This window comes from Enterobacter sp. MGH 33 (genome assembly GCF_000534535.1).
Lineage (GTDB): Bacteria > Pseudomonadota > Gammaproteobacteria > Enterobacterales > Enterobacteriaceae > Enterobacter > Enterobacter hormaechei_C.
Genome location: NZ_KI973212.1, coordinates 2185977 through 2208515, shown reverse-complemented (window position 1 = coordinate 2208515; position 22539 = coordinate 2185977). Strand labels below are relative to the sequence as shown.

Here is a 22539-nt window from a genome sequence, read left to right as displayed (position 1 = left end):
GTCGGTCATTTTCGCCCGCTCTTTGAATGCAATATGCTAAATTGCTTGTGCTTAGCACCGTTTGTCTTACCCCCAAGATAAGGAGATGTTGTAATGTCGACCCCGCGCCAGATACTTGCCGCTATTTTTGACATGGATGGATTGCTGATTGATTCCGAACCCCTGTGGGATCGGGCTGAACTGGACGTGATGGCCAGCCTCGGCGTCGATATCAGTCGTCGTAACGAGCTTCCCGATACCCTGGGGCTGCGCATCGATATGGTGGTTGACCTCTGGTATGCCCACCAGCCATGGGTTGGCCCGGATCGCGACGAAGTAACGGCGCGCATTATCAACCGCGCTATCTCCCTCGTAGAAGAGTATAAGCCGCTGTTGCCGGGCGTACGCGACGCTATCGCCCTGTGCAAGGCGCAAGGGCTGAAAGTGGGGCTGGCCTCGGCCTCACCGCTGCATATGCTGGAAAAAGTGCTGACGATGTTCGGGCTGCGCGACAGCTTCGACGCGCTGGCCTCGGCCGAAAAGCTTCCTTACAGCAAGCCACATCCGCAGGTATATATGGACTGCGCCGCGAAACTGGGGCTGGATCCACTTACCTGTGTGGCGCTGGAAGATTCGGTTAACGGCATGGTGGCGTCCAAAGCCGCACGTATGCGCTCCATCGTTGTGCCGGCTGAAGAAGGCCGACACGATCCCCGTTTTGCCCTCGCAGACGTCAGGCTGACGTCTCTTGAAGAATTGACTGCCCGCCATCTGCGCGGGGAGTAACGCTCTTTCAGGCAGCTTCGGCTGCCTGCTTCGCCAAATCAAAACAACGTTTTACTTTATTTGCTTTTCTCATTCCAGACTCCTATTCTTACGTGCAGAATGACAACAACCTGACTTCTGAGGCGCGTATGATACTGGATGCTTTTACTCTGGCAGGAAAAGTGGCGATGGTGACCGGGTGCGATACCGGTCTGGGGCAAGGTATGGCCATTGCCCTCGCCCAGGCAGGATGCGATATCGTGGGGGTTAACCGCAAGGTTCCTGACGAAACGGCAGCGCGCGTTACGGCGCTGGGACGACGCTTTATCGCGATTCGCGCCGATCTTGGCAAGCAGGAGAGTATTCAGAGCGTGGTGGATACCGCAGTCGCTGAGATGGGCCGCATCGATATTCTGGTTAACAATGCCGGCACCATCCGCCGTGCCGATGCGCTGGAATTTAGCGAGAAGGACTGGGACGAGGTCATCGATCTCAATCTGAAATCGGTCTTTTTCCTCTCTCAGGCAGTGGCGAAACAGTTTATCGCGCAGGGTCAGGGCGGCAAGATTATTAACATTGCCTCCATGCTCTCCTTCCAGGGCGGCATCCGGGTGCCCTCCTATACGGCGTCCAAAAGCGGCGTGCTGGGCCTCACCCGCCTGCTGGCGAACGAATGGGCAACGCTGGGCATTAATGTGAATGCTATTGCGCCGGGTTACATGGCGACCAATAACACCCGGCAGCTTCGCGATGATGAGCAGCGCAGCCAGGCGATCCTCGACCGTATTCCGGCGGGTCGCTGGGGTCTGCCGGAGGATTTACAGGGTCCGGTGGTGTTCCTGGCCTCGTCGGCCTCTGATTACGTTAACGGTCATACCCTCGCCGTAGACGGTGGCTGGCTGGCGCGCTAACCGTGCGTTTGTGACAAAGAGTTACACCGTCACCTCTTTCACACACTGTATAAAAACCCTATACTGTATGAATCGACAGTTTACCGGGTTTTATCATGACGGCGGAAGGCCACCTGCTTTTTTCACTTGCCTGTGCAGTGTTTGCCAAAAACGCTGAACTGACCCCTGTGCTGGCACAGGGGGACTGGTGGCATATTGTCCCTTCCGCCGTGCTGACCTGCCTCCTGCCGGACATAGATCATCCAAAGTCATTCCTTGGCCAGCGGCTGAAGTGGATTTCAAAACCCATCGCCAGAGCCTTTGGTCATCGCGGGTTTACCCACAGCCTGCTGGCCGTATTCGGCCTGCTTACACTCTTCTATTTGAAGGTTCCGGAGAGCTGGATCGTCCCGGCGGATGCCATTCAGGGCATGGTGCTCGGCTACTTAAGCCATATCCTCGCCGATATGCTGACGCCAGCAGGTGTACCGCTGCTCTGGCCCTGCCGCTGGCGTTTCCGTCTGCCAATCCTCGTGCCGCAAAAAGGCAACCAGCTGGAGCGCGTTCTGTGTATGGCGCTGTTTGCGTATGCCGTGTGGATGCCGCAGACATTGCCCGAAAATGGTGCAGTGCGCTGGTCATCGCAAATGATCAACTCGCTACAATTTCAGTTCAATCGTTTTATTAATCACCAGATTGAACATTAAACCGACAATATAATCACTTTTGTCATAAACCATTCCATATGGATATAAGCGCGACATCACACTTCTGATAACCTTGCGCCAACAGGTTCGGTAAAAACCGACCGTATAATAAATCAGGAGAACGGGGATGAATTTTCCACTCATCGCGAACATTGTTGTGTTCGTCGTATTGCTATTGCTTCTCGCCCAGGCTCGCCACAAAGAGTGGAGCCTGGCGAAAAAGGTACTGGTCGGTCTGGTCATGGGCGTGGTGTTTGGCCTGGCCTTACACGCCATTTACGGCTCCGATAGCCCGGTACTGAAAGATTCTATTCAGTGGTTCAACATTGTCGGTAACGGCTATGTACAGCTGCTGCAAATGATCGTTATGCCGCTGGTATTCGCCTCTATTCTGAGCGCCGTAGCCCGCCTGCATAATGCCTCTCAACTGGGTAAAATCAGTTTCCTGACCATTGGTACCCTGCTCTTCACCACGCTGATTGCGGCGCTGGTGGGTGTGCTGGTAACCAATCTGTTTGGCCTGACTGCTGAAGGTCTGGTGCAGGGTAGCGCTGAAACCGCGCGTCTGACGGCGATTGAGACCAACTACGTGGGTAAAGTGGCCGATCTGACCGTTCCGCAGATGGTGCTTTCCTTCATTCCGAAGAACCCGTTCGCTGACCTGACCGGTGCAAGCCCAACCTCCATTATCAGCGTGGTGATCTTCGCGGCATTCCTGGGCGTGGCTGCGCTCAAGCTGCTGAAGGACGATGCGCCGAAAGGCGAGCGCGTTCTGACAGCCATCGATACCCTGCAAAGCTGGGTGATGAAGCTGGTGCGTCTGGTCATGCAGCTGACGCCGTACGGTGTCCTGGCGCTGATGACCAAAGTCGTGGCAGGCTCTAACCTGCAAGACATCATCAAGCTTGGCAGCTTTGTGATCGCCTCTTATCTGGGGCTGGGCATTATGTTTGTGGTGCACGGTATCCTGCTGGGCGTGAACGGCGTTAGCCCGCTGAAATATTTCCGCAAAGTCTGGCCGGTGCTGACCTTCGCCTTCACCAGCCGTTCCAGCGCGGCATCTATCCCGCTGAACGTGGAAGCACAGACCCGTCGTCTGGGCGTACCGGAGTCTATCGCCAGCTTCTCGGCCTCCTTTGGCGCCACCATCGGGCAGAACGGCTGTGCGGGTCTCTACCCGGCGATGCTGGCCGTGATGGTTGCCCCAACCGTGGGGATTAACCCGCTGGATCCGGTCTGGATTGCGACGCTGGTGGGTATCGTGACCATTAGCTCCGCCGGTGTTGCGGGCGTGGGCGGCGGCGCGACCTTCGCTGCGCTGATCGTTCTGCCTGCGCTGGGACTGCCGGTGACGCTGGTTGCCCTGCTGATCTCTGTTGAACCGCTGATCGATATGGGGCGAACCGCCCTGAACGTGAGTGGCTCAATGACCGCCGGTACCCTGACCAGCCAGTGGCTGAAGCAGACCGACAAAACGATTCTCGACAGTGAAGAAGATGCGGAACTGGCCCATCGTTAATCACGGCTGAAATAAAAAAACCGCCTGCGGGCGGTTTTTTTATGGCTGTTATTCTTCAACCTCTTCATCCTGGCGGGTCTGCACAGCCCATCGCTGCGCCGATTCCGGCACCGTAAACGCAGGGGAGCGACGGAAGTGCTCGCCAATCAGCACGAAGGCAACGTATTTACCCCGTAACATCCAGACATCGCGAAAACCATCCACTTTCAGGGCATGGTCAGGCGGCGCGGGTTCAACGCGGGGCACATAGCTAATAACCTGGCGGTTTTGTTGACGAAGAGGTTTCATAAGCGACGGGTTCACTAAAGCAAATTCTTAAAGCAGGAAATTTCTATCATAGCCGATTCCCCCCCCACCCGTCGCGCCTGACGTGAGGCAGATGGCTCCTTTCGCTAATCACTTATCTGAAAACGCTTAGTTCGCCTGCTAATTCATCACATTGTTCTATCCTTAATAGGGTTTTCAGGAACGAACAAAGGAGAATCGTGCAATGTCGAACAATGATAAACCACATCAAGCCCCTATTCATGGCACCGAAGAATCTCAACCGGGAATGGACTCACTCGCCCCTGCGGATGGCTCTCATAAACCGTCGCCGGGCCTGTCCGCGCCGGGCGAGCAACCTACTGCACCGGGAAGCGTGAAGTCGCCCGATGCGGATAACGAGAAGTTAAAATCTCTCGACCCGCACCGCAAAGGGGGTGAAGGCTATGCGCTGACCACCAATCAGGGCGTGCGTATCGCCGATGACCAGAACTCCCTGCGCGCCGGAACGCGCGGCCCGACGCTGCTGGAAGATTTCATCCTGCGGGAAAAAATCACCCATTTCGACCATGAGCGTATTCCTGAGCGTATCGTTCACGCTCGCGGCTCCGCGGCGCACGGCTATTTCCAGCCGTACAAGAGCCTGAAGGCGATCACGAAGGCGGATTTCCTTTCCGATCCGAACAAAATCACACCGGTATTTGTGCGCTTCTCTACCGTACAGGGCGGCGCGGGTTCGGCCGATACGGTGCGTGATATCCGCGGCTTCGCCACCAAATTCTATACCGAAGAGGGCATTTTCGACCTCGTCGGGAATAACACCCCGGTTTTCTTCATTCAGGATGCGCATAAGTTCCCTGACTTTGTCCATGCGGTAAAACCAGAGCCACACTGGGCCATACCGCAGGGACAAAGTGCGCATGACACCTTCTGGGACTACGTCTCCCTGCAACCGGAAACCCTTCACAACGTGATGTGGGCGATGTCTGACCGGGGGATCCCACGCAGCTATCGCACCATGGAAGGGTTTGGTATTCATACCTTCCGTCTGATTAACGCTGAAGGTAAAGCGACGTTTGTGCGTTTCCACTGGAAACCGGTCGCGGGGAAAGCATCCCTGGTGTGGGATGAAGCACAGAAGCTGACCGGGCGCGATCCGGACTTCCACCGTCGCGAACTGTGGGAATCCATTGAAGCCGGTGATTTCCCGGAATACGAGCTGGGGTTACAGCTGATCCCGGAAGAGGACGAGTTCAAATTCGACTTCGACCTGCTCGACCCGACCAAGCTTATTCCTGAGGAGCTGGTGCCGGTTCAGCTAGTGGGCAAAATGGTGCTTAACCGCAACCCGGATAACTTCTTCGCGGAGAATGAGCAGGCTGCGTTCCACCCGGGCCATATTGTGCCGGGGCTGGATTTCACCAACGATCCGCTGCTACAGGGCCGGCTGTTCTCTTACACCGATACGCAGATCAGCCGTCTCGGTGGACCGAACTTCCACGAAATTCCTATCAACCGTCCGACCTGCCCGTACCATAACTTCCAGCGTGACGGGATGCATCGCCAGGATATCGATACCAACCCGGCGAACTACGAGCCAAACTCCATTAACGATAACTGGCCGCGTGAAACCCCGCCGGGGCCAAAACGTGGCGGATTTGAGTCGTATCAGGAGCGCGTGGACGGAACAAAAATTCGCGAGCGCAGCCCGTCATTCGGCGAATATTACGCTCAGCCTCGCCTGTTCTGGAACAGCCAGACCCCGATTGAACAGCAGCACATTATCGGCGGTTTCAGCTTTGAGCTGAGCAAAGTGGTGCGTACCTACATTCGCGAGCGCGTGGTCGACCATCTGGCGCATATTGATATCCAGCTTGCTCAGGGCGTGGCGAATAATCTCGGCATCACGCTGACTGACGAGCAATGCCATGCCGCACCGCCAAAAGACGTGAACGGGCTGAAGAAGGATCCGTCCCTGAGCCTGTACGCGGTACCTGGCGGGTCAATTAAAGGCCGCGTAGTGGCTATCCTGCTGAATGATAAACCGCGCGCCAGCGACGTGCTGGGGATCATGAAGGCGCTCAAAACCCAGGGCGTACATGCCAAACTGCTTTACTCCCGCATGGGTGAAGTGACAGCCGACGATGGCTCTGTCCTGCCAATTGCCGCGACCTTCGCCGGGGCACCGTCGCTGACGGTTGACGCGGTGATTATGCCGTGCGGCGACGTTGAGAGCCTGCTCGGTAACGGTGATGCCGCCTATTATCTGCTGGAAGCCTATAAGCACCTGAAGCCAATCGCCCTGGCAGGCGATGCGCGGAAGTTTAAATCTCTGCTGAAGGTACCGGATCAAGGGGAAGAAGGCATTGTCGAAGGTGATAACATTGACGATGCGTTTATGACCCGGTTGTTTGACCTGCTTGCCGCGCACCGTGTGTGGTCGCGCAGCAGCAAGACCGACCAGATACCGGCGTAAAAAAAAGCCGGGTGGCGCTGCGCTTACCCGGCCTACATTTCGATTGCTTTTGTAGGCCCGGTAAGGCGAAGCCGCCACCGGGCTTTATCTCAAAGATCCCTGAACGTCCCCAGACGATACCCACGCTCGGCAATCGCGTACTTCAACGACGCCGACGTCAGCACATCCAGTTCCGCCAGACGCGGCCAGCAGTAGGCGCTCTTACGTACGATGTTATCGACAAACGCCGGGTGCGCCATTACCTCAAGCGAGCGCTCCCCTTTCGCGGCGGACTCATCCAGCACCTTCAGGAACAGCGCTTCGTCGATCTCGTCGCCATAAAATGCGCTGCTGAACGCCTCCGTTGACGTCACCGCGACGTCCGGCAGCCCGCGCACCTCACGATCCATGCGCATCGCCACGCCTCTACGTTGCGCAAACTCTGCCACAAGCGGGAAAATCGCCGGGATCATATGCACATGATGATGGCTGTCAATATGGGTAGGCTCGCGGCCAAACACATCCACAAAGCGGTTAAACTGGCAATCCAGCTCGCGGGCAATCTCATCGAGCGGCAGAGCGTCCTGCTCCGCCATTTCCCAAATCCATTTCCCCAGCTGGCCGTCGCGCGTCAGGCCCGGCATTGGCGAAAGGGGCAACCCAAGCGTCAGCACAAAGTGCATGCCCACGCCCAGCTCGGGCAGCTCACGGCTTAACTGCGCCGCATGTTCCACCGCCTCACCGTTGATGAGCGCTGTTGTAGAGGTCACGACGCCCCGGCGACAGGCTTCAATAATGCCGTAGTTCTGCCCTTTTGACAGACCAAAATCATCGGCATTGACGATCAGCAGGTTTTCCATCGCGCCTCCTCTTAACGGTGTGTGAGTTTCAGTTTCTCAACCGTTGCAGCAAAGTTTGGCAGCCATTTTTCATGCGCCAGGATCATCTCACCCGCGAGTTTTTCAGCGTCACGGTCAGAATGCACCAGCGGGCTGAGGTTCAGCGCCAGCAGCACGTCATTCAGCTCGCCGCTCAGGGCCGCATTGCTCGCCGCCACTTCAAAGCCTTTGATGGTGTGAATCAGGCCCATCACCTTATCGTCGAAGTGGTTAATGCGGGGATGCGGTTTTGCACCCTCGCGCCCAAGGATGCAGGTCATCTCAACGGCCCAGTCTGCCGGGATATTATCGATGTGCCCGTGATGGGGAACATTTACATAGTGCTCGGCCTGCTTGTCATTGTAAATGGCGTTAATCACTTCACACGCGGCATCCGAATAGTATGCCCCGCCGCGCTGCTCCAGCTCTTTCGGTTTGACGTTCAGGTTCGGATCTTTATACAAATCAAAAAGCTGCTTCTCTACTTTCTGTACAACCTGAGCGCGTGCGCCACCTTTGTAGTATTCGCCCATTTCAATGGCCAGCATCTCTTTCTGCTTGAAGTAGTAGAGCAGATACGAGCACGGCAGCAGATTCAGGGAGCGGATCAGCCCTTCGCTGAACGGCAGATCGAAAATGTTTTTCACCGAGGCCGCGGTCAGGCGACCAGAGGCGACGCCGTCGAGCAGTTCCGCAAAGCGCGATTGCCCGTTCACTATCACATCTTTGATAAAGACCATGTGATTCAGGCCGAACAGATCAATGGACAGATCATCGTTATCGGTCAGTTCCAGTACATCGCGGATGAACATCTTCATGCCAATCGGAATATTGCAGACGCCGATAAAGCGTTTGAAACCGGTGTGGCGATAGACTGCCTCGGTGACCATCCCGGCCGGGTTGGTAAAGTTGATCACCCAGGCGTTCGGGCAGATCTCCTCCACGTCTTTAATGATGTCAAAAATGACCGGAATAGTACGCAGGCCTTTAAACAGGCCACCTGCCCCGTTGGTTTCCTGGCCCAGATAACCGTGGCTCAGCGGAATGCGCTCGTCCAGCTCACGCGCCTTCAGCTGGCCGACGCGCAGCTGCGTGGTCACGAAGTCAGCATCTTTCAGTGCCAGGCGGCGATCCAGCGTTTTATGCACGGTTAAGGGCACGCCCGCTTTTTCAACCATGCGTTTGCACAGTTCAAAAATAATATTCAGCTTCTCCTGACCTTCTTCAACATCCACCAGCCATAATTCGCTGACCGGTAATTCATGATACCGTTTCAGGAAACCTTCAAGTAATTCCGGGGTATAGCTGCTGCCGCCACCAATGGTTACGACTTTTAATTTCTGTTGCATAATATCTCCCTTAGCGTATCAGGTTAATCGCCTGCAAGGTATAGCGTACTCTTCCCGCTATTTGGGCAAGCCATTACGTCACGGTTCCTGGCGGATAAACCGCCGAAAGTTAATTAATTACCGTTAAATTTTTGCGGTAACTGTTCGGTGTGAATGAAGTCAATTTTTTAAAGGTTTTAATAAACAGGCTGGGGCTGCTGTAACCCGATTCGTAAGCGATATCGGTGACAGAGTAGTTAGTAATTTCCAGCTGTTTTTTGGCAAAGTTAATGCGGATTTCATTAATGATTTGCACAGGCGTTTTACGGTAATAACGCTGCGTGGCGCGCGTCAAATATTCCTGCGATTTACCCGACAGCGCCACCATATTCTCCAGGGCGTTATCGCTGAACTGTCCTTTATCGTGCATCAGCTCCACGGTACTGCGCAGCCACTGAGGAATATCATCCACCACCTGCTGTTCTTCACGGTGATGGCGGAGGCGATTCATGACGTAGAACGTCACGGTTTCAATAAATTCATCAAATTCATTGTCGCGGAAATTCAGCGATGCGATAACCGTTTCAATCCAGGTCATAAACTCATTTTTAACGCGATACACCTGTGACGCCACAAAGCAGAACGGCACCAGCGGCAGATAGTGCTTCTCGAAGAAACGCCTGCTCACCCCTACGTTCAGAATGCGCGTCGCACCAAACTCATAAAAGCTCTGGTGATAAGATCCCATTGGCAGGAAGACGAAATCGCCACGCTCAAGCAGGACGCGCTTACCGTTGATCTCCTGATAGTAGCGGCCGGTCAGAACAATCGTGAACTCGTAGTAGTCATGCTGGTGCAGACCGCTGGCGCTCTCCGTTTTGTTGTAAATCACCACGTGAAAATTTTTGCCATTAAACAGCTGTTGCTCATGTGCGGTTTTGATTTCCATCGTGCTGACCTCCTGCTACTTCAACTGACTTATTGCATCTTCTCGTGAAGCTCGATGAGCTCCGCGACCAGCTCGCGTGCCAGCATGGAGGTCATCAGATGATCCTGCGCATGTACCAGCACCAGACTCACTTTCATCTTCCCTTCGCCCTGGTCGCTTTCGATGAGCTTCGTCTGCACCAGATGCGCTTCGTTTAACGCTGTACGGGACTGCTCCATCATGGTTTTCGCGGCAACGAAGTCGCCCTGCTTAGCCTGCTTAAGCGCCGCATACGCCAGGCTGCGTGCCTGCCCGGAGTTGATGATGAGGCCCATCACCACCTCTTCCAGATCATTCTCTGCGGTTTCTTCGGCAACGATACTCTCTAAATCTAACATCTTTAAGCTCCTTTCCGCTGGCGCGGGTTGCCCCGCGCCGTGCAATTTTAGAATTTCAGTGCGAGGGCGATATCCTCTTCGCTCTCTTCTTCATCGATAACCGTTGCGGCCTTGTTCGCAATCGCCACGAACGGCATGTAGAGCAGGGTTGCAATCCCGAGGTTGAATATCGCCAGCAGGAAGGCCGCCACGCTACCGTTGGTGTTGAAGAACGCGCCCAGACCAGCCGGCATCGTCCACGGCGCAATGTTGGTCACCGGCGGGATAATGCCCAGGTAGTACGCCGTCAGCGTAATCGCGGCCAGCAGCGGCTGAACCAGGATGAAGGGAATGAACATCACCGGGTTCATGATAATTGGCAGACCAAACAGGATCGGCTCGTTAATCTGGAAGATGCCTGATGGCAGGGCCAGCTTCGCAACCTGACGATGGTCGGCGCGGCGAGAGACAATAAAGACCGCGATGATCAGACCCAACGTCGCCCCGGTACCGCCCAGGAAGATATAGGAGTCAAGCATCGGCTTCGCCCACACATGGAAGGTTTTACCGGCCGCCAGCGCCGCATCGACGGAGCCGTACTGCTGGTAAAGCGCGACGTTTTCCAGTGCCCACGGGGTCATAATACCGCTGTCCAGCGCCGCCAGTGCCAGTGAACCATGCACGCCGAAGAACCACAGCAGGGAGGTAAAGATGACATACGCCCAACCGACTACGCTACCCATCGACGCCAGCGGCGTTGAGATAGAGTCCATAATGATCTGGTGGAAGTTTGTGCCCCAGTGAGAGAGCGCCCAGGCAATAATCCCCATGATGGAGAGAATAATGAAGCCCGGAATCAACGCGGAAAAGGAACGAGAAACGGAGGCCGGAACGCTATCCGGCAAGCGGATAACCCAGTTACGGCGAATAATGAAGGTGAACATTTCGGCCACCACCAGCCCGATAATAATACCGGAAATGATGTTTGCCCCACCCAGCCAGTTGGCGCCAACGGCGTAAGCGTCACCCACGCTGTACGGTGTGACGGTCATGAACGCGGCAATGGACAGTAAGCCTGCCGCAAGCGGATCCACTTTACGCTCTTCCGCCAGCGCCATTCCGATAAAGAAAGGCGCCATTAGCGACATAATACCCAACGTACCATTGTATACGTTGCCGCCAATGGCTTTTAAACCATTAAGGGTTTCAATAGTTGAAGCATCTAACCTAATTCCTAATGAATAAAAAAAGGAACCTTCTCCAAAGCTCAGAAAAACGTTGTTAATTAAAACGAACATTGCCCCGGCTAATGTCAACGGCATTAATTTAATAAAGCCGTTCTTAATGGCATTAACGTGAGGCTGCTTTCCTATTTTAACAGCAAAAGGAAGGAGTACCTTTTCAAGTGAAGCGATGACTTTACTCATAGGAAAATACCCTTAAATGCCGCAACGACCGTTACGGCGTATTGTGTGTGAAATAACTCTTTGACGGGAAAAATAAAAAATTAATTAGCAGCTTTTTTAATCGCCGCAACGGCAGCTTTTAATACACCTAAACCATCAATCTTGCCGTATAAAACGGAATCGATCACTTCGACCGGCTTATTGGGTAGCAGACGCTGAATTTCTGGCAGCATATAAGCGATTTGCGGCCCGAGTAAAATAACGTCTGCTGTCTGGCCCTTCTCGCCCGCCAGCGTTTCCGGAAACGCCTCAATCACCACAGGGACTTCATATTTTTCGGCCTGCGCGCGCATTTTGGAAACCAGCAGCGAAGTGGACATGCCCGCAGAGCAAAACAGATAGATATGTTTCTTTTCCATGATAACTTCCCTCTTGTTTGGCTACCCGCCGTCTCGCTATCACTCGACTCGCTATCCTGGCTGACGGGCAGTGTGCTGAACATTGTTTGTCGTTGAAGTGAGTATACGCAATGGTACAGGGAGGGGATAATTCTGGATAGACTGAAATTGTCTCTCATTGACCTGGCTTGTTGACTACCTTCACATTTCAGGCAAATAATTCGCGCCAAGAAATAAGATTCACGTATGCATAAAAAAACCGGCCTTCCGACCGGTTTGTTAACGCTCTCAGGCAAGCAGGCTTACTGTGCCTTAGGTGCCTGTGGGTCGGTGTCGTATTCGGCACAGGTCTGGTAACCAGAATTGATCACGTGACCCGTATCATCCAGGGCGACAAAATAGGTCTCTGCCTTACCATCACGTTGACCCAGAATATAGGTCTGGCAGGTACCACGCGCGTGGATCATAGTGACTTCTGAAGAAGGTTTACCGGCAATGGCTGCAACCTGGGAACGCGTCATGCCTTTTTTGACGTCTTTTACCACTGGCTGTGTGAACTGATCTTTAGTGCGATCGTAAGCTGTACACCCTGCCAGCATAGTCAGTACCGCCGCTGCGCTTAAAATTCCTGCTACGTTCTTGTTCATATTCCGTCCTCTTGTTTATCAGCGTGTTAACTAAGCATGGGATAAAAATTACTATTGTTCAACTTTGCGAGTTACGCCAGACGAATTTCGGAAAATTCTAATAAAACAACGGTAAGCTGCTAAATCGCTGTAAAACAGTACACTCAAAACTGTGATCCTTGTCGTTTCCCCGACAAAGGGTTAGTTTTAACAGATCACACTTTCTGTTTGGTTCTGCATAGGGAGGGCGTAATGGCTCTGCAACAAGAAATTATTCAGGCGCTGGGCGCGAAACCTGCGATTGATGCCAATGAAGAGATCCGTCGTAGCGTTGATTTTTTGAAAGCTTACCTGTCTGCACACCCTTTCCTGAAGACGCTGGTGCTGGGCATCAGCGGCGGTCAGGATTCCACTCTGGCCGGTAAGCTGAGCCAGATGGCCATCTCCGAGCTGCGTGACGAGACCGGTGACACCGCGCTGCAATTTATTGCCGTACGTCTGCCGTATGGCGTGCAGGCCGACGAGCAGGACTGTCAGGATGCGATTGCGTTTATTCAGCCGGACCGTGTTCTTACCGTAAACATCAAAGGTTCGGTACTGGCCAGCGAGCAGGCCCTGCGTGAAGCCGGTATTGAACTGAGCGATTTTGTCCGCGGCAACGAGAAAGCCCGTGAGCGCATGAAAGCGCAGTACAGTATCGCAGGGATGACCAAAGGGGTCGTCGTCGGCACCGACCACGCCGCGGAAGCCATCACCGGCTTCTTCACCAAATACGGCGATGGCGGCACGGATATTAACCCCCTCTTCCGTCTGAACAAGCGTCAGGGCAAGCAACTGCTGGCGGCGTTGGGCTGCCCGGAGCACCTGTATAAGAAGGCGCCAACGGCGGACCTGGAGGACGATCGCCCTTCCCTGCCGGATGAAGCGGCGCTGGGCGTTACGTATGACAACATCGATGATTATCTGGAAGGCAAAACGCTCGACGAAGGTACCGCTAAAATTATCGAAGGCTGGTATCTGAAAACCGAGCATAAGCGCCGTCCGCCCATTACGGTGTTTGATGATTTCTGGAAAAAGTAAAAGCAAAACGGTAACTCCGCTTTGCAGGCCGGGTAAGGCGTAGCCGCCACCCGGCTCTTTTTTAACCACCGAACACCTGCTACACTGTATGCCTGAACAGTATATGGAGCAGTATGTGAGCAGGCGTCAATCCGCCCCGCGTCTTGAGTTTGAAGCGGCGGCTATCTACGAATATCCCGAGCATCTTCGCCCCTGGCTTGAGGCACTGCCTAAACAGCCTGGCGTCTATTTCTTCCACGGCGACAGCGACACCATGCCGCTCTATATCGGCAAAAGCGTGAATATCCGCAGCCGGGTGATGTCGCACCTGCGTACGCCGGATGAAGCATCGATGCTCAGGCAGTCCCGGCGGATCACCTGGATCGAGACGGCAGGCGAACTGGGCGCGCTTCTGCTCGAAGCCCGGCTCATCAAGGAACAGCAGCCGCTGTTTAACAAACGCCTGCGCCGCAACCGCCAGCTGTGTTCCTTGCAGATTAACGCAGGAAAACCGCAGATCGTTTATGCCCGGGAAGTGGATTTTTCGCATGAACCCAATCTTTACGGTCTGTTTGCCAACAAACGTGCCGCACTGCAAACCCTGCAATCCCTGGCTGATGAATTACAGCTTTGTTACGGCCTGTTAGGACTGGAAGCCACCACCCGTGGTCGCGCCTGTTTCCGCTCAGCGCTGAAACGCTGCGCCGGGGCGTGCTGTGGAAAAGAGAGCGTTGAAGAACATCATGCCCGGTTTATGGCTGGCCTTGCCTCTATCAGCGTTAACTGCTGGCCGTGGGAAGGCGCGGTGGCGCTGAAAGAAACCCGCGATGGGATGACGCACTATCACATCATCCGCAACTGGCTCTGGCTTGGCGCCGTTGAAAATCTGGATGACGCTACCGCTCTGCTGCGCACCCCTGCCGGTTTCGATCAGGATGGTTACAAAATTCTCTGCAAGCCACTGTTAACCGGAAAATATGAGATCATCGTCCTCAATGACCCGGCAGCCAGGTAATTTCACTGAACAGCAGCGACCCCTTCGTTTCCAGTAAACGGAGGGTATGACTGCCCGCTTCCCAGCTGGCGCCCTGATCGGCGGTCAGTAATTTGTCGCCCAGTTGCCAGGCGCCGCTTAATACGAATGCCACCCCACCGCGTGATGCGAAGGTAGTGAACGTCCGGGTAGCAACGCGCACCTTTGCCTGGCAGCAATCCCGTCGGGTCATGATGTTGAAGTCCATCGACATCTGCCCCTCTGTGAGCACGGCTTTCACCGCCAGATCGCCCGCAAATCGGTAAGGCTGATGATGCTTCAGGGTATGACAAAACGCCCTGCCTGCATCCAGGGTCACCTCGCCGCCCTCCAGCAGCGTAATCACCCGGTCGACGCCCGGGAACGCGGAAAATTCGCCGTTACTGGCGATGGAGGCAATACTGGCCCGCCAGAAAAAATCCCGCGTCGCGGGAGGAAAACAGCAAATCTCACGCGTCTCACCCGCACCATTACGCCAGAGACTGACCGGCATTTTACGGATATCAAAGAATTCCATGACCACTCCTGAAGGACGCACCGTGCGCCAGCGCATTTTCACAAACGTATTATCGGCAGCAGTCAGGCCAGACCTTAGGCATGGGATAAAAGAAAAACCGCCGGTCCTGTCCACAGCGTTTTCGCTTTTGTAGACAGGAGCCCGGCGGTCTTAAGAGAGTGAACCGATTATTCGGTTGGTGCAGGCATTTTACCTTCCGGCGCTGCACGTTCTGTCAGACGCTTCTCAAAATTGGCATTAAATTGCTTTTTCTGTTCCGGCGTCAGAATGTTGTAAATCTTGTTCTGGGTTTCCATGTGGGCCAGCATGCGCGCTTTATGCTGCTCGGCCATTTTGTCGATCTGCGCTTCCGCTTTTGCTTTATCGAAGCTGTCGCTGGCAATGATGTCATGCATTGCGCGGCGCTCTTCCAGCGGAGGACGTTTCATCTGGTCACGCTGGCTTTTCATGATGTCGCGGATCTGCTGCTTCTGCGCATCGGTGAGGTTCAGATCTTTAAACATCATCATCTCATGGTGCATACCCGGCTTGCCTTTATGATGCATCATCATTTTGCCTTCCGTCGGCGCGGCGGTAGTGGTCGCGGTATCGGCGGCGAACGCCATGCTGGTAGCGCCCAGAGCCAGGGTAGAGGCAACAAACAGTGCAGTTAATTTACGCATAATGTCTTTCCTTACTTTCAGTTATTCTTCGGCGCTATGCCGTGTTGACGAGATTAACTTTACGGGGTTTATCGTCAATTAGTCAGAGCAACGGTAAAACAATGAAAGTGTAAAAAACAACTTTTCGCCAATTGTGGAGAAATTAAGGAAAAAGCGTGGAGAGATGAAACAAAAATATTCAACAGGATGATTTTAAAGAGATTATGGAGAAGTATAGCGAAGTGCCGTTTAATAATAAAGCAATTCTCCAGGAATATTCCGCAAACAATACCAGAGCGCTTTTAACGCTAAGAAATTTATTCTTCATTTCCCCTCCGGTCTGCGCGAGGGGAGACGATCAGGGCATTTTTTCCAGCATCAGGCCTGCTCGCAAACCAAACGCGACCGACGGATTAGGAAATAAAACATATTCCGTGGATTTCTGTACCGCATAGCGCGTCTCACCATCTTCCGCCAGCAGGACGCCCTGGCGAAACGGCGTAAAGTTCAGCGTATGGGGCGCCATATGTAGCTGGAAAGCCTCGCTTTGACGCGTGAGCTGCTGCACGACCCGATAGCGCACAACGGGTTCCCGGGAGGGTTCCGGCGCAACCCCGGCGAGCAACGCCCGAAGCGCCTGATGCGTAGGGGCAAAACGCGTCAGGTCGTTTTGCCCGAACGGCAGCGCTTTTCCCAGCTCCAGGGTGCAGGATAACGCGCCAACATTCTCGCAGGTGAAGTGGGTAAACGTGCCGCCTGGCGTCTGGTGGAAAACCAGCGCCTCCAGCCCCGCGTCGCCAAGCCAGGTCAGAAACGCCTCATCCCACGGCTGATGACGCTGCGGTAACACGCCAAAACGCACGTGGTACGAGGCGCGAATGGCCGTATGCAGATCGAGGTGCCAGCGTGTTTCCCCCGCCCCGGCAAAAAACGCCGTGACCACCTTCTCCAGCCATTGCGCGCGTGTCGTCTCATCACTCTGTGGAAACTGCGCCCAGCGACCACCAAACATGCGGTTGATGTCGCTCACGAGATACCGTTTATTTTGCGCCAGCGCAGGCGGATTTCCCAGCACCACCAGCAGACGGCAGTGCAGCGTGATCTCTGCGCGAAACAGCGCGCGCAGCAAAAGATCGACAATCTCCACGGGCGCGGTTTCGTTTCCGTGAATGCCGGTCGAAAGCAGCAGCGACAGGTCATATTCCCCCGTCGGCGTCAGTTCAAGCACGCCCCGCCCCAGCCATCGCCAGTGGAACGAGGGGCCTTCCCCCTCTTGCCGCTCCGGTGTCTCTTCGGCCAGCGTCAGCGCCAGTAAGTTTTCCATATCATCTCCTTAGCGCTGGAACGGATAAACCGATCCCAGTTGCAGGATGGTCGATAATGCATCCAGCGCCTCGCGGCCTTCGCGCAGCAGCTGCGGATCAACCAGATCGGCCTGAACCAGACGGTCGCGATAATAGCGGTCCACCCAGTCATTGAGGGTATTGAACAGCGTGTCGTTCATCATCACCGCCGGATTCACGGCCTGCATCTCCTCCGGCGTTAACACCACGCGCAGTCGCAGGCACGCCGGTCCCCCGCCGTTGGCCATACTTTCCCGCAGATCAAACACGCGCAGTTCATCAATCGGGTTATCCGCCTGCACCAGTTCGCTGAGATAGCGCCAGACGCCCTGATGGTTGCGGGACTCCTGCGGCAGCACCAGCATCATGCTGCCATCATCCCGGCTCAGCAGCTGGCTGTTGAACAGATACGTTTCGACCGCATCCTGTACGCTTACCGCCTGCGTGGGCACCTGAATCGGCATAAATCCCGGCACGCGTTCGCGCAGCGTGGCCAGCAACTTTTCCTGATGGGCAAACGCCTGCTCGTGGCAGAACAGCACCTGACGGTTGGAAACGGCAATGACGTCGTTATGAAACACGCCCTGGTCGATCACCTGCGGATTTTGCTGGGCAAAAATCACCTGAGAAGGATTAACCTGGTTCAGCCGCGCAACCGCCTGGCTTGCGGCTAAAGTTTGTCTCGCCGGATAACGAACCGGCGCGGCGTGGCCGCCCTCTTCCCGTCCATAGATAAACAGCTGCAAACCCGGCTCGCCATAGTCGCCGCCCAGACGGTTGTGGTTTGCCGCCCCTTCATCGCCAAACATCGCGACCTGCGGCAGCGCCGAATGCACCTCGAAATGCGCTTCATGATTAAAAATGGCGCGCAGCACGCGCCCGGTGGTCTCCGCTTCGCTGGCGCGGTGGAATTTGTTGTTCAGGTTAGCAACGGTCAGATGCACTTTGCCGTCCAGCGTATCCGCCGACGGCGCAACGGTGGCGGCATTCGCCACCCACATCGAGGAGGCTGAACTGGCCGCCGAAAGCAGGTGTGGCGTCTGCGTGCCTGCTTTTTCCACCACCTGTTCATCCGTACCGCTGAACCCCAGCTGGCGCAGCACGGCCACGTTTGGTCGCTCCTGAGGCGGGATCACCGCCTGCGGGAAACCGGCATCGGACAGCGCCTTCATTTTCAACAGACCCTGCTTCGCCGCCAGCTTCGGGTTCGAGACCTGGAAACGGTGCTTCGTCGAGGCTTCATTACCGAACGACAGCCCGGCATAGTGGTGCGTCAGCCCCACGAGGCCGTCAAAGTTAACCTCACGCGCTTTCATGGGCGTCACCCTCTGTAAAATCCAGCCCCGGATTCAGCGTCTCCGGCAGCGTCAGCGCCGGGGTTTCCAGGCTTGCCATCGGCCACGCGCAGTAATCGGCGGCATACCAGGCGCTGGCGCGATGGTTGCCCGACGCCCCTACGCCACCAAACGGCGCGGTGCTCGCCGCACCGGTCAGCGGTTTGTTCCAGTTCACGATCCCGGCGCGCGCTTCCAGCAGCAGCTGTTCGAATTTCTCGCGATGCGGCGATATCAGGCCGCTCGACAGGCCGTAGCGGGTGTTGTTGGCCATCTCGATCGCCGACTCAAAATCGTCATAGCGCCAGACGCACAGCAGCGGGCCAAAGACCTCTTCATCCGGCACGTTGCTCGTCGCACTCATCTCAATAATCCCCGGCGTCAGCAGCGACGTGCCCGGCTGAACCAGCTTCGGCTCCAGCAGGGTTTTCGCCCCGCGCGCCACGTGCTCCTGCCACGCTTTCAGCACGTTCAGCGCCGCCTGCGCGGAGATCAGCCCGCCGATAAACGGCTGCGGCTCGGCATCCCATTTCGCGGGAACCAGACGCGCGCTCACCTCCACCAGACGCTTCAGGAACGCATCCCCCTGCGCGCCGCGTTTAACCAGCAGGCGGCGGGCGCAGGTACAGCGCTGTCCGGCGGTAATGAACGCCGACTGAATGGTCAGATGGACCGCGGCATCGATATCATCCGGATCTTCCACAATCAGCGGGTTGTTGCCGCCCATCTCCAGCGCCAGAATTTTTTCCGGCTGCCCCGCCAGCTGACGATGCAGCTGATAGCCCGTTCCGGCACTGCCGGTGAACAGCAGACCGTCAATGTCGCTCAGCGCACTCAGCGCCTGACCTGTTTCACGCCCGCCCTGCACCAGATTCACCACCCCCGGCGGCAGCCCCGCCTGCTCCCAGAGTTTTATGACTGCTTCTCCGGTTAAGGGGGTTAACTCACTCGGCTTGAAGATGACGGTATTCCCCGCCAGCAGCGCAGGCACAATGTGCCCGTTCGGCAGATGTCCGGGGAAGTTATACGGGCCAAACACCGCCAGCACCCCGTGCGGACGGTGGCGCAGCGTGGCGGCGCCGTCTGGCATCTCGGTATGCTGCTCGCCGGTGCGGGTATGGTACGCCTTCACCGATATCGCAATTTTGTTGATCATCGCCGTGACTTCGGTTGTTGCCTCCCAGCGCGGCTTGCTGGTTTCGCAGGCAATGATGCGGGTCAGCTCGGCTTTATTGGCCTCCAGCAGCGCAGCAAATTTCTCAACCAGCGCCTGGCGCTCGGAGAATGGCCGTTTCGCCCATGCCGTAAACGCGCGGCGTGCAGCCTGGCAGGCCTGCTCAACCTGCCCGGCGCTGGCGTCGTTCCCCGACCAGAGCACCTCCTGACCGACCGGGTTAGTTTTTGTCCGCGCGTCACCTTCGCCCGTTACCCAGTCACCGTTAATCCATAGAGTCATGCTGTTTTCTCCTCAGGGCAGAGCCGCACCAGGCGAACCGTGTCGCCAGCGTTACATTTCAGGGCATCCAGTTGCGCAGCCGTCAGTACCAGACGCTCGCATGTTGGGTTGGTTCGCACCAGCATGGCGCGGAAGTTGGTGTAATTCTCGTTCGAGACCAGGCAGGCTGGCCACTCGCCCGGCGCGGGCTGGCCTTCTGAAACCTCAACCAGGCGGCTTTTACGGATGGCGCGAACGCGGTCAATGTCGCATTCCAGCGTCGGGCCGCCGTCGAAGATGTCGACGTAGTTACGGTAGCGAAATCCCTCTTTCTCCAGCACTGCGCGGGCCGGGGCGGTTTGCGGGTGAACTTCGCCGATCACCGCCTGCGCTTCAGGCGTTAAGAAATGGGTATAAATAGGATGCTTCGGCATCAGCTCGGCGATAAACGCCTTCTGACCGGTCCCGCACAGGTAATCCGCCCGGCTAAATTCCATGGAGAAGAAGCGTTCGCCCAGACTCTCCCAGAACGGCGAGTAGCCCGTCTCATCAATCACGCCGCGCATCTCCGCGACCACTTTTTCGTTGAAGCCTTCGCGAAAGGCGGCCATAAACATAAAGCGCGATTTGGAGAGCAGATAACCGTTGCCCTCTTTGCGCCAGTCCGGATCGAGAAACAGGGTGCAGAGTTCGCTGGCGCCGGTATGGTCATTACAGAGGAAGAGCGTCGGCAGCGCGTTGTAAACGTTCAGCTCTTTCGAGGCGTGGACCATCGTGCCGACGCGGTAGTTGTACCACGGATCGTTAAGCCCGACGGCCACCTCGATAGCGCAAATCCCCGCCACGGTTCCCGTGTCAGTATCTTCCAGCACGAACACATAGCCCTGTTCGCTTTTTGGCAACGTCCCCTGCCAGGTTTGCAGGGCGCGCTCAATGCGCGCCGACAGCGTTTTTTCATCGGCAGGCAGCGAGGTCAGCCCGCCCCCTGTCTTACCGGCAAGCTGCATAAGCCCGGCGAGATCGCCGTGCGCAACGGGACGGATGACCATCATGATGACACCCCGGACTTCACCTGTTCGCAGGCCAGCGCAAAACGATCTAAGCCAGTTCTGACCTCTTCCTCGCTGACGATCAGCGCAGGGGCAAACCGCACCACGTTAGCACCGGCAATCAGCACCATTACGCCCTGCTTTGCCGCTTCCTGTGAAATCAGCTTCGCTTTGCCGGCAAACTCAGGGGCAAGCTCACAGCCTATTAACAGCCCCAGACCGCGGATCTCGTTGAACAGGCCAGTTTTGCTGTTAATGGCAGTAAGGCGCTCAACAAACCACTGGTGACGCTGCTTCACGCCGTTAAGCACCTCAGGGGTGTTGATGATATCCAGCACCTGTCCGGCGACAGCGGTTGCCAGCGGGTTGCCGCCGTATGTGGTGCCATGAGTGCCCACGGTCATCACGCTGGCGAATTTATCGGTGGTCAGCATCGCCCCCACCGGGAAACCGCCGCCGAGCGCTTTGGCTGTTGAGAGCACATCCGGGGTCACGCCATAGTGCATGTAGGCGTACAGCTCACCCGTGCGGCCCACGCCGGTCTGGACTTCGTCAAAAATCAGGACCGCGTTATGCCGATCGCACAGCTCGCGCAGCCCTTGCAGGAACGCTTTCTGGGCGGGCATGACGCCGCCTTCCCCCTGCATGGGCTCGACAATCACCGCACAGGTGGTGTCGTCAATCAGCTCGCTGGCAGAGTGTAAATCGTTATACGCCGCATGCCGGATATCCGGCGGCAGCGGCGCAAAATCCTGAGAATATGAGGGCTGACCACCCGCGCTGACGGTAAACAGCGTGCGGCCATGGAAGGCATTTTTAAAGGCTACGATGCCGCTCTTGTGCGCGCCGAATTTATCGTGCGCATATTTGCGCGCCAGCTTCAGCGCCGCTTCGTTCGCTTCCGCGCCGGAGTTACAGAAAAAGACTTTTTCTGCGAAAGTGGCGTCGATCAGCTTCTTCGCCAGACGCAATGCCGGTTCGTTGGTATAACCGTTGCCGGTATGCCAGAATTTCGCCGCCTGGTCATTCAGCGCCTGCCGCAGCGCTGGGTTTGCATGCCCCAGCGCATTCACCGCAATCCCACCCGCAAAGTCGATATACTCTTTGCCCTGCTGATCCCACAGGCGAGAGCCTTCCCCACGTACCGGAATAAAAGCCGCCGGAGCGTATACCGGCATCATCCATTCATCGAAATTTTCACGCGTAACTGACAGAGACATAGCGACCTCATCCGGTAAATAAAAGGTTGTTTAAATGTTAAATAATTGAGTGTTTGCACTGTGAATGTAGATTGCAGCGTTCGTGCCAGCCAGCGATAAAAATGCATAAACGGGTTGGGGTAACAGAATATCAATGAGTTACAATATGGAGTTATTCACTTTTAATGCATAAATAGTGAATATTATTACGACAAGCGGCGCTTTACCGCATGAAAACAAGAAAGAGTATGCAGAGGCCAAATATAATTCTGTAATTGTGATCGCTCGCGAAATTTATCGGTCCTTTATGCCCTGTTCGAGGGCAAAACGCGCCGAAATGGTGCAAATATTGCACCGTCGGCATTATCTGTCGCAGTAATTGGGCGAAGCGGATAACAGACGACGTAAA

22 protein-coding genes are annotated in these 22539 nt (G+C 55.7%); 7 read left to right on the top strand and 15 right to left on the bottom strand.

What is annotated here, in order from left to right:
- Positions 1-93: 93 nt before the first annotated feature.
- The 4 genes from hxpB (at position 94) to tcyP (ending at position 3860) form a co-directional block, all read left to right on the top strand.
- Positions 94-765, top strand: coding sequence for a hexitol phosphatase HxpB (hxpB, locus tag L379_RS13520; protein ID WP_003857825.1), 672 nt, complete (start codon positions 94-96; stop codon positions 763-765).
- A 128-nt stretch (positions 766-893) separates the two neighbouring features.
- Entirely contained in the window at positions 894-1655 is a 762-nt protein-coding gene (gene kduD, locus L379_RS13525; protein WP_017384658.1) for a 2-dehydro-3-deoxy-D-gluconate 5-dehydrogenase KduD, read from the top strand.
- Between the two features lie 95 nt (positions 1656-1750).
- Positions 1751-2341 carry a metal-dependent hydrolase gene (locus L379_RS13530; RefSeq protein WP_015570742.1) on the top strand — a complete coding sequence of 197 codons (591 nt, stop codon included), beginning with the start codon at positions 1751-1753 and terminating at the stop codon, positions 2339-2341.
- Between the two features lie 127 nt (positions 2342-2468).
- Entirely contained in the window at positions 2469-3860 is a 1392-nt protein-coding gene (gene tcyP / locus L379_RS13535; protein ID WP_032653278.1) for a cystine/sulfocysteine:cation symporter, read from the top strand.
- 48 nt (positions 3861-3908) lie between these two features.
- Here the strand turns inward: tcyP and cedA are convergent, their stop codons facing one another.
- The gene (gene cedA / locus L379_RS13540; protein WP_071524159.1) at positions 3909-4163 is read right to left on the bottom strand and encodes a cell division activator CedA; all 255 of its coding nucleotides are present in this window, start codon (positions 4161-4163) and stop codon (positions 3909-3911) included.
- A gap of 187 nt (positions 4164-4350) precedes the next feature.
- Here cedA and katE point away from each other — a divergent pair, with 187 nt between their 5' ends.
- Entirely contained in the window at positions 4351-6600 is a 2250-nt protein-coding gene (gene katE, locus L379_RS13545; protein WP_032653274.1) for a catalase HPII, read from the top strand.
- A gap of 89 nt (positions 6601-6689) precedes the next feature.
- On the opposite strand, the gene chbG is transcribed toward katE, so the two are convergent.
- The 7 genes from chbG to osmE form a co-directional block, all read right to left on the bottom strand.
- Positions 6690-7439 (bottom strand): chitin disaccharide deacetylase, encoded by a 750-nt coding sequence (gene chbG, locus L379_RS13550; RefSeq protein ID WP_032653272.1) that lies wholly within the window; start codon positions 7437-7439, stop codon positions 6690-6692.
- A gap of 11 nt (positions 7440-7450) precedes the next feature.
- Complete coding sequence (locus L379_RS13555; protein WP_032653271.1) at positions 7451-8806, bottom strand: 6-phospho-beta-glucosidase; 1356 nt, start codon at positions 8804-8806, stop codon at positions 7451-7453.
- 109 nt (positions 8807-8915) lie between these two features.
- Complete coding sequence (gene chbR, locus L379_RS13560; protein WP_017384663.1) at positions 8916-9734, bottom strand: transcriptional regulator ChbR; 819 nt, start codon at positions 9732-9734, stop codon at positions 8916-8918.
- A 29-nt stretch (positions 9735-9763) separates the two neighbouring features.
- Positions 9764-10111 (bottom strand): PTS N,N'-diacetylchitobiose transporter subunit IIA, encoded by a 348-nt coding sequence (gene chbA / locus L379_RS13565; protein WP_003857835.1) that lies wholly within the window; start codon positions 10109-10111, stop codon positions 9764-9766.
- 47 nt (positions 10112-10158) lie between these two features.
- Positions 10159-11517 carry a PTS N,N'-diacetylchitobiose transporter subunit IIC gene (gene chbC / locus L379_RS13570; protein ID WP_017384664.1) on the bottom strand — a complete coding sequence of 453 codons (1359 nt, stop codon included), beginning with the start codon at positions 11515-11517 and terminating at the stop codon, positions 10159-10161.
- Positions 11518-11597: 80 nt separating this feature from the next.
- Positions 11598-11915, bottom strand: coding sequence for a PTS N,N'-diacetylchitobiose transporter subunit IIB (gene chbB / locus L379_RS13575; RefSeq protein WP_015570750.1), 318 nt, complete (start codon positions 11913-11915; stop codon positions 11598-11600).
- 281 nt (positions 11916-12196) lie between these two features.
- Positions 12197-12541, bottom strand: a complete 345-nt coding sequence (gene osmE / locus L379_RS13580) for an osmotically-inducible lipoprotein OsmE (RefSeq protein WP_003857836.1) — start codon at positions 12539-12541, stop codon at positions 12197-12199.
- A gap of 231 nt (positions 12542-12772) precedes the next feature.
- On the opposite strand from osmE, the gene nadE reads away from it, so the two are divergent.
- Both nadE and cho read left to right on the top strand, forming a co-directional pair.
- Positions 12773-13600: an ammonia-dependent NAD(+) synthetase gene (nadE, locus tag L379_RS13585; RefSeq protein ID WP_003857837.1), complete on the top strand. Its 828-nt coding sequence runs from the start codon at positions 12773-12775 to the stop codon at positions 13598-13600.
- 115 nt (positions 13601-13715) lie between these two features.
- Positions 13716-14594 (top strand): excinuclease Cho, encoded by an 879-nt coding sequence (gene cho / locus L379_RS13590; RefSeq protein WP_072204511.1) that lies wholly within the window; start codon positions 13716-13718, stop codon positions 14592-14594.
- On the opposite strand, the gene ves is transcribed toward cho, so the two are convergent.
- The 7 genes from ves to L379_RS13625 form a co-directional block, all read right to left on the bottom strand.
- The gene (ves, locus tag L379_RS13595; RefSeq protein WP_017384666.1) at positions 14572-15129 is read right to left on the bottom strand and encodes an environmental stress-induced protein Ves; all 558 of its coding nucleotides are present in this window, start codon (positions 15127-15129) and stop codon (positions 14572-14574) included. The genes cho and ves overlap by 23 nt on opposite strands.
- A gap of 167 nt (positions 15130-15296) precedes the next feature.
- Positions 15297-15791 carry an ATP-independent periplasmic protein-refolding chaperone Spy gene (gene spy / locus L379_RS13600; RefSeq protein ID WP_015570753.1) on the bottom strand — a complete coding sequence of 165 codons (495 nt, stop codon included), beginning with the start codon at positions 15789-15791 and terminating at the stop codon, positions 15297-15299.
- Positions 15792-16128: 337 nt separating this feature from the next.
- Positions 16129-17094: a succinylglutamate desuccinylase gene (gene astE / locus L379_RS13605; RefSeq protein WP_032653269.1), complete on the bottom strand. Its 966-nt coding sequence runs from the start codon at positions 17092-17094 to the stop codon at positions 16129-16131.
- Positions 17095-17103: 9 nt separating this feature from the next.
- A complete protein-coding gene (gene astB, locus L379_RS13610; RefSeq protein ID WP_023303517.1) occupies positions 17104-18429 on the bottom strand; it encodes an N-succinylarginine dihydrolase in 1326 nt (441 codons plus the stop codon).
- A complete protein-coding gene (astD, locus tag L379_RS13615; RefSeq protein ID WP_032653267.1) occupies positions 18416-19903 on the bottom strand; it encodes a succinylglutamate-semialdehyde dehydrogenase in 1488 nt (495 codons plus the stop codon). The genes astB and astD overlap by 14 nt, the downstream gene beginning before the upstream one ends.
- Positions 19900-20934 (bottom strand): arginine N-succinyltransferase, encoded by a 1035-nt coding sequence (astA, locus tag L379_RS13620; RefSeq protein ID WP_032653266.1) that lies wholly within the window; start codon positions 20932-20934, stop codon positions 19900-19902. The genes astD and astA overlap by 4 nt, the downstream gene beginning before the upstream one ends.
- Positions 20931-22151 carry a succinylornithine/acetylornithine transaminase gene (locus L379_RS13625; protein WP_032653264.1) on the bottom strand — a complete coding sequence of 407 codons (1221 nt, stop codon included), beginning with the start codon at positions 22149-22151 and terminating at the stop codon, positions 20931-20933. The genes astA and L379_RS13625 overlap by 4 nt, the downstream gene beginning before the upstream one ends.
- Between the last annotated feature and the right edge of the window lie 388 nt (positions 22152-22539).

What these genes read in the sequence shown, in the direction of transcription:
- hxpB (WP_003857825.1), top strand. Translation starts at nt 94, where the DNA reads ATGTCGACCCCGCGCCAGATACTTGCCGCTATTTTTGACATGGATGGA.
- kduD (WP_017384658.1), top strand. Translation starts at nt 894, where the DNA reads ATGATACTGGATGCTTTTACTCTGGCAGGAAAAGTGGCGATGGTGACC.
- L379_RS13530 (WP_015570742.1), top strand. Translation starts at nt 1,751, where the DNA reads ATGACGGCGGAAGGCCACCTGCTTTTTTCACTTGCCTGTGCAGTGTTT.
- tcyP (WP_032653278.1), top strand. Translation starts at nt 2,469, where the DNA reads ATGAATTTTCCACTCATCGCGAACATTGTTGTGTTCGTCGTATTGCTA.
- katE (WP_032653274.1), top strand. Translation starts at nt 4,351, where the DNA reads ATGTCGAACAATGATAAACCACATCAAGCCCCTATTCATGGCACCGAA.
- chbG (WP_032653272.1), bottom strand. Translation starts at nt 7,439, where the DNA reads ATGGAAAACCTGCTGATCGTCAATGCCGATGATTTTGGTCTGTCAAAA.
- L379_RS13555 (WP_032653271.1), bottom strand. Translation starts at nt 8,806, where the DNA reads ATGCAACAGAAATTAAAAGTCGTAACCATTGGTGGCGGCAGCAGCTAT.
- chbR (WP_017384663.1), bottom strand. Translation starts at nt 9,734, where the DNA reads ATGGAAATCAAAACCGCACATGAGCAACAGCTGTTTAATGGCAAAAAT.
- chbA (WP_003857835.1), bottom strand. Translation starts at nt 10,111, where the DNA reads ATGTTAGATTTAGAGAGTATCGTTGCCGAAGAAACCGCAGAGAATGAT.
- chbC (WP_017384664.1), bottom strand. Translation starts at nt 11,517, where the DNA reads ATGAGTAAAGTCATCGCTTCACTTGAAAAGGTACTCCTTCCTTTTGCT.
- chbB (WP_015570750.1), bottom strand. Translation starts at nt 11,915, where the DNA reads ATGGAAAAGAAACATATCTATCTGTTTTGCTCTGCGGGCATGTCCACT.
- osmE (WP_003857836.1), bottom strand. Translation starts at nt 12,541, where the DNA reads ATGAACAAGAACGTAGCAGGAATTTTAAGCGCAGCGGCGGTACTGACT.
- nadE (WP_003857837.1), top strand. Translation starts at nt 12,773, where the DNA reads ATGGCTCTGCAACAAGAAATTATTCAGGCGCTGGGCGCGAAACCTGCG.
- ves (WP_017384666.1), bottom strand. Translation starts at nt 15,129, where the DNA reads ATGGAATTCTTTGATATCCGTAAAATGCCGGTCAGTCTCTGGCGTAAT.
- spy (WP_015570753.1), bottom strand. Translation starts at nt 15,791, where the DNA reads ATGCGTAAATTAACTGCACTGTTTGTTGCCTCTACCCTGGCTCTGGGC.
- astE (WP_032653269.1), bottom strand. Translation starts at nt 17,094, where the DNA reads ATGGAAAACTTACTGGCGCTGACGCTGGCCGAAGAGACACCGGAGCGG.
- astB (WP_023303517.1), bottom strand. Translation starts at nt 18,429, where the DNA reads ATGAAAGCGCGTGAGGTTAACTTTGACGGCCTCGTGGGGCTGACGCAC.
- astD (WP_032653267.1), bottom strand. Translation starts at nt 19,903, where the DNA reads ATGACTCTATGGATTAACGGTGACTGGGTAACGGGCGAAGGTGACGCG.
- astA (WP_032653266.1), bottom strand. Translation starts at nt 20,934, where the DNA reads ATGATGGTCATCCGTCCCGTTGCGCACGGCGATCTCGCCGGGCTTATG.
- L379_RS13625 (WP_032653264.1), bottom strand. Translation starts at nt 22,151, where the DNA reads ATGTCTCTGTCAGTTACGCGTGAAAATTTCGATGAATGGATGATGCCG.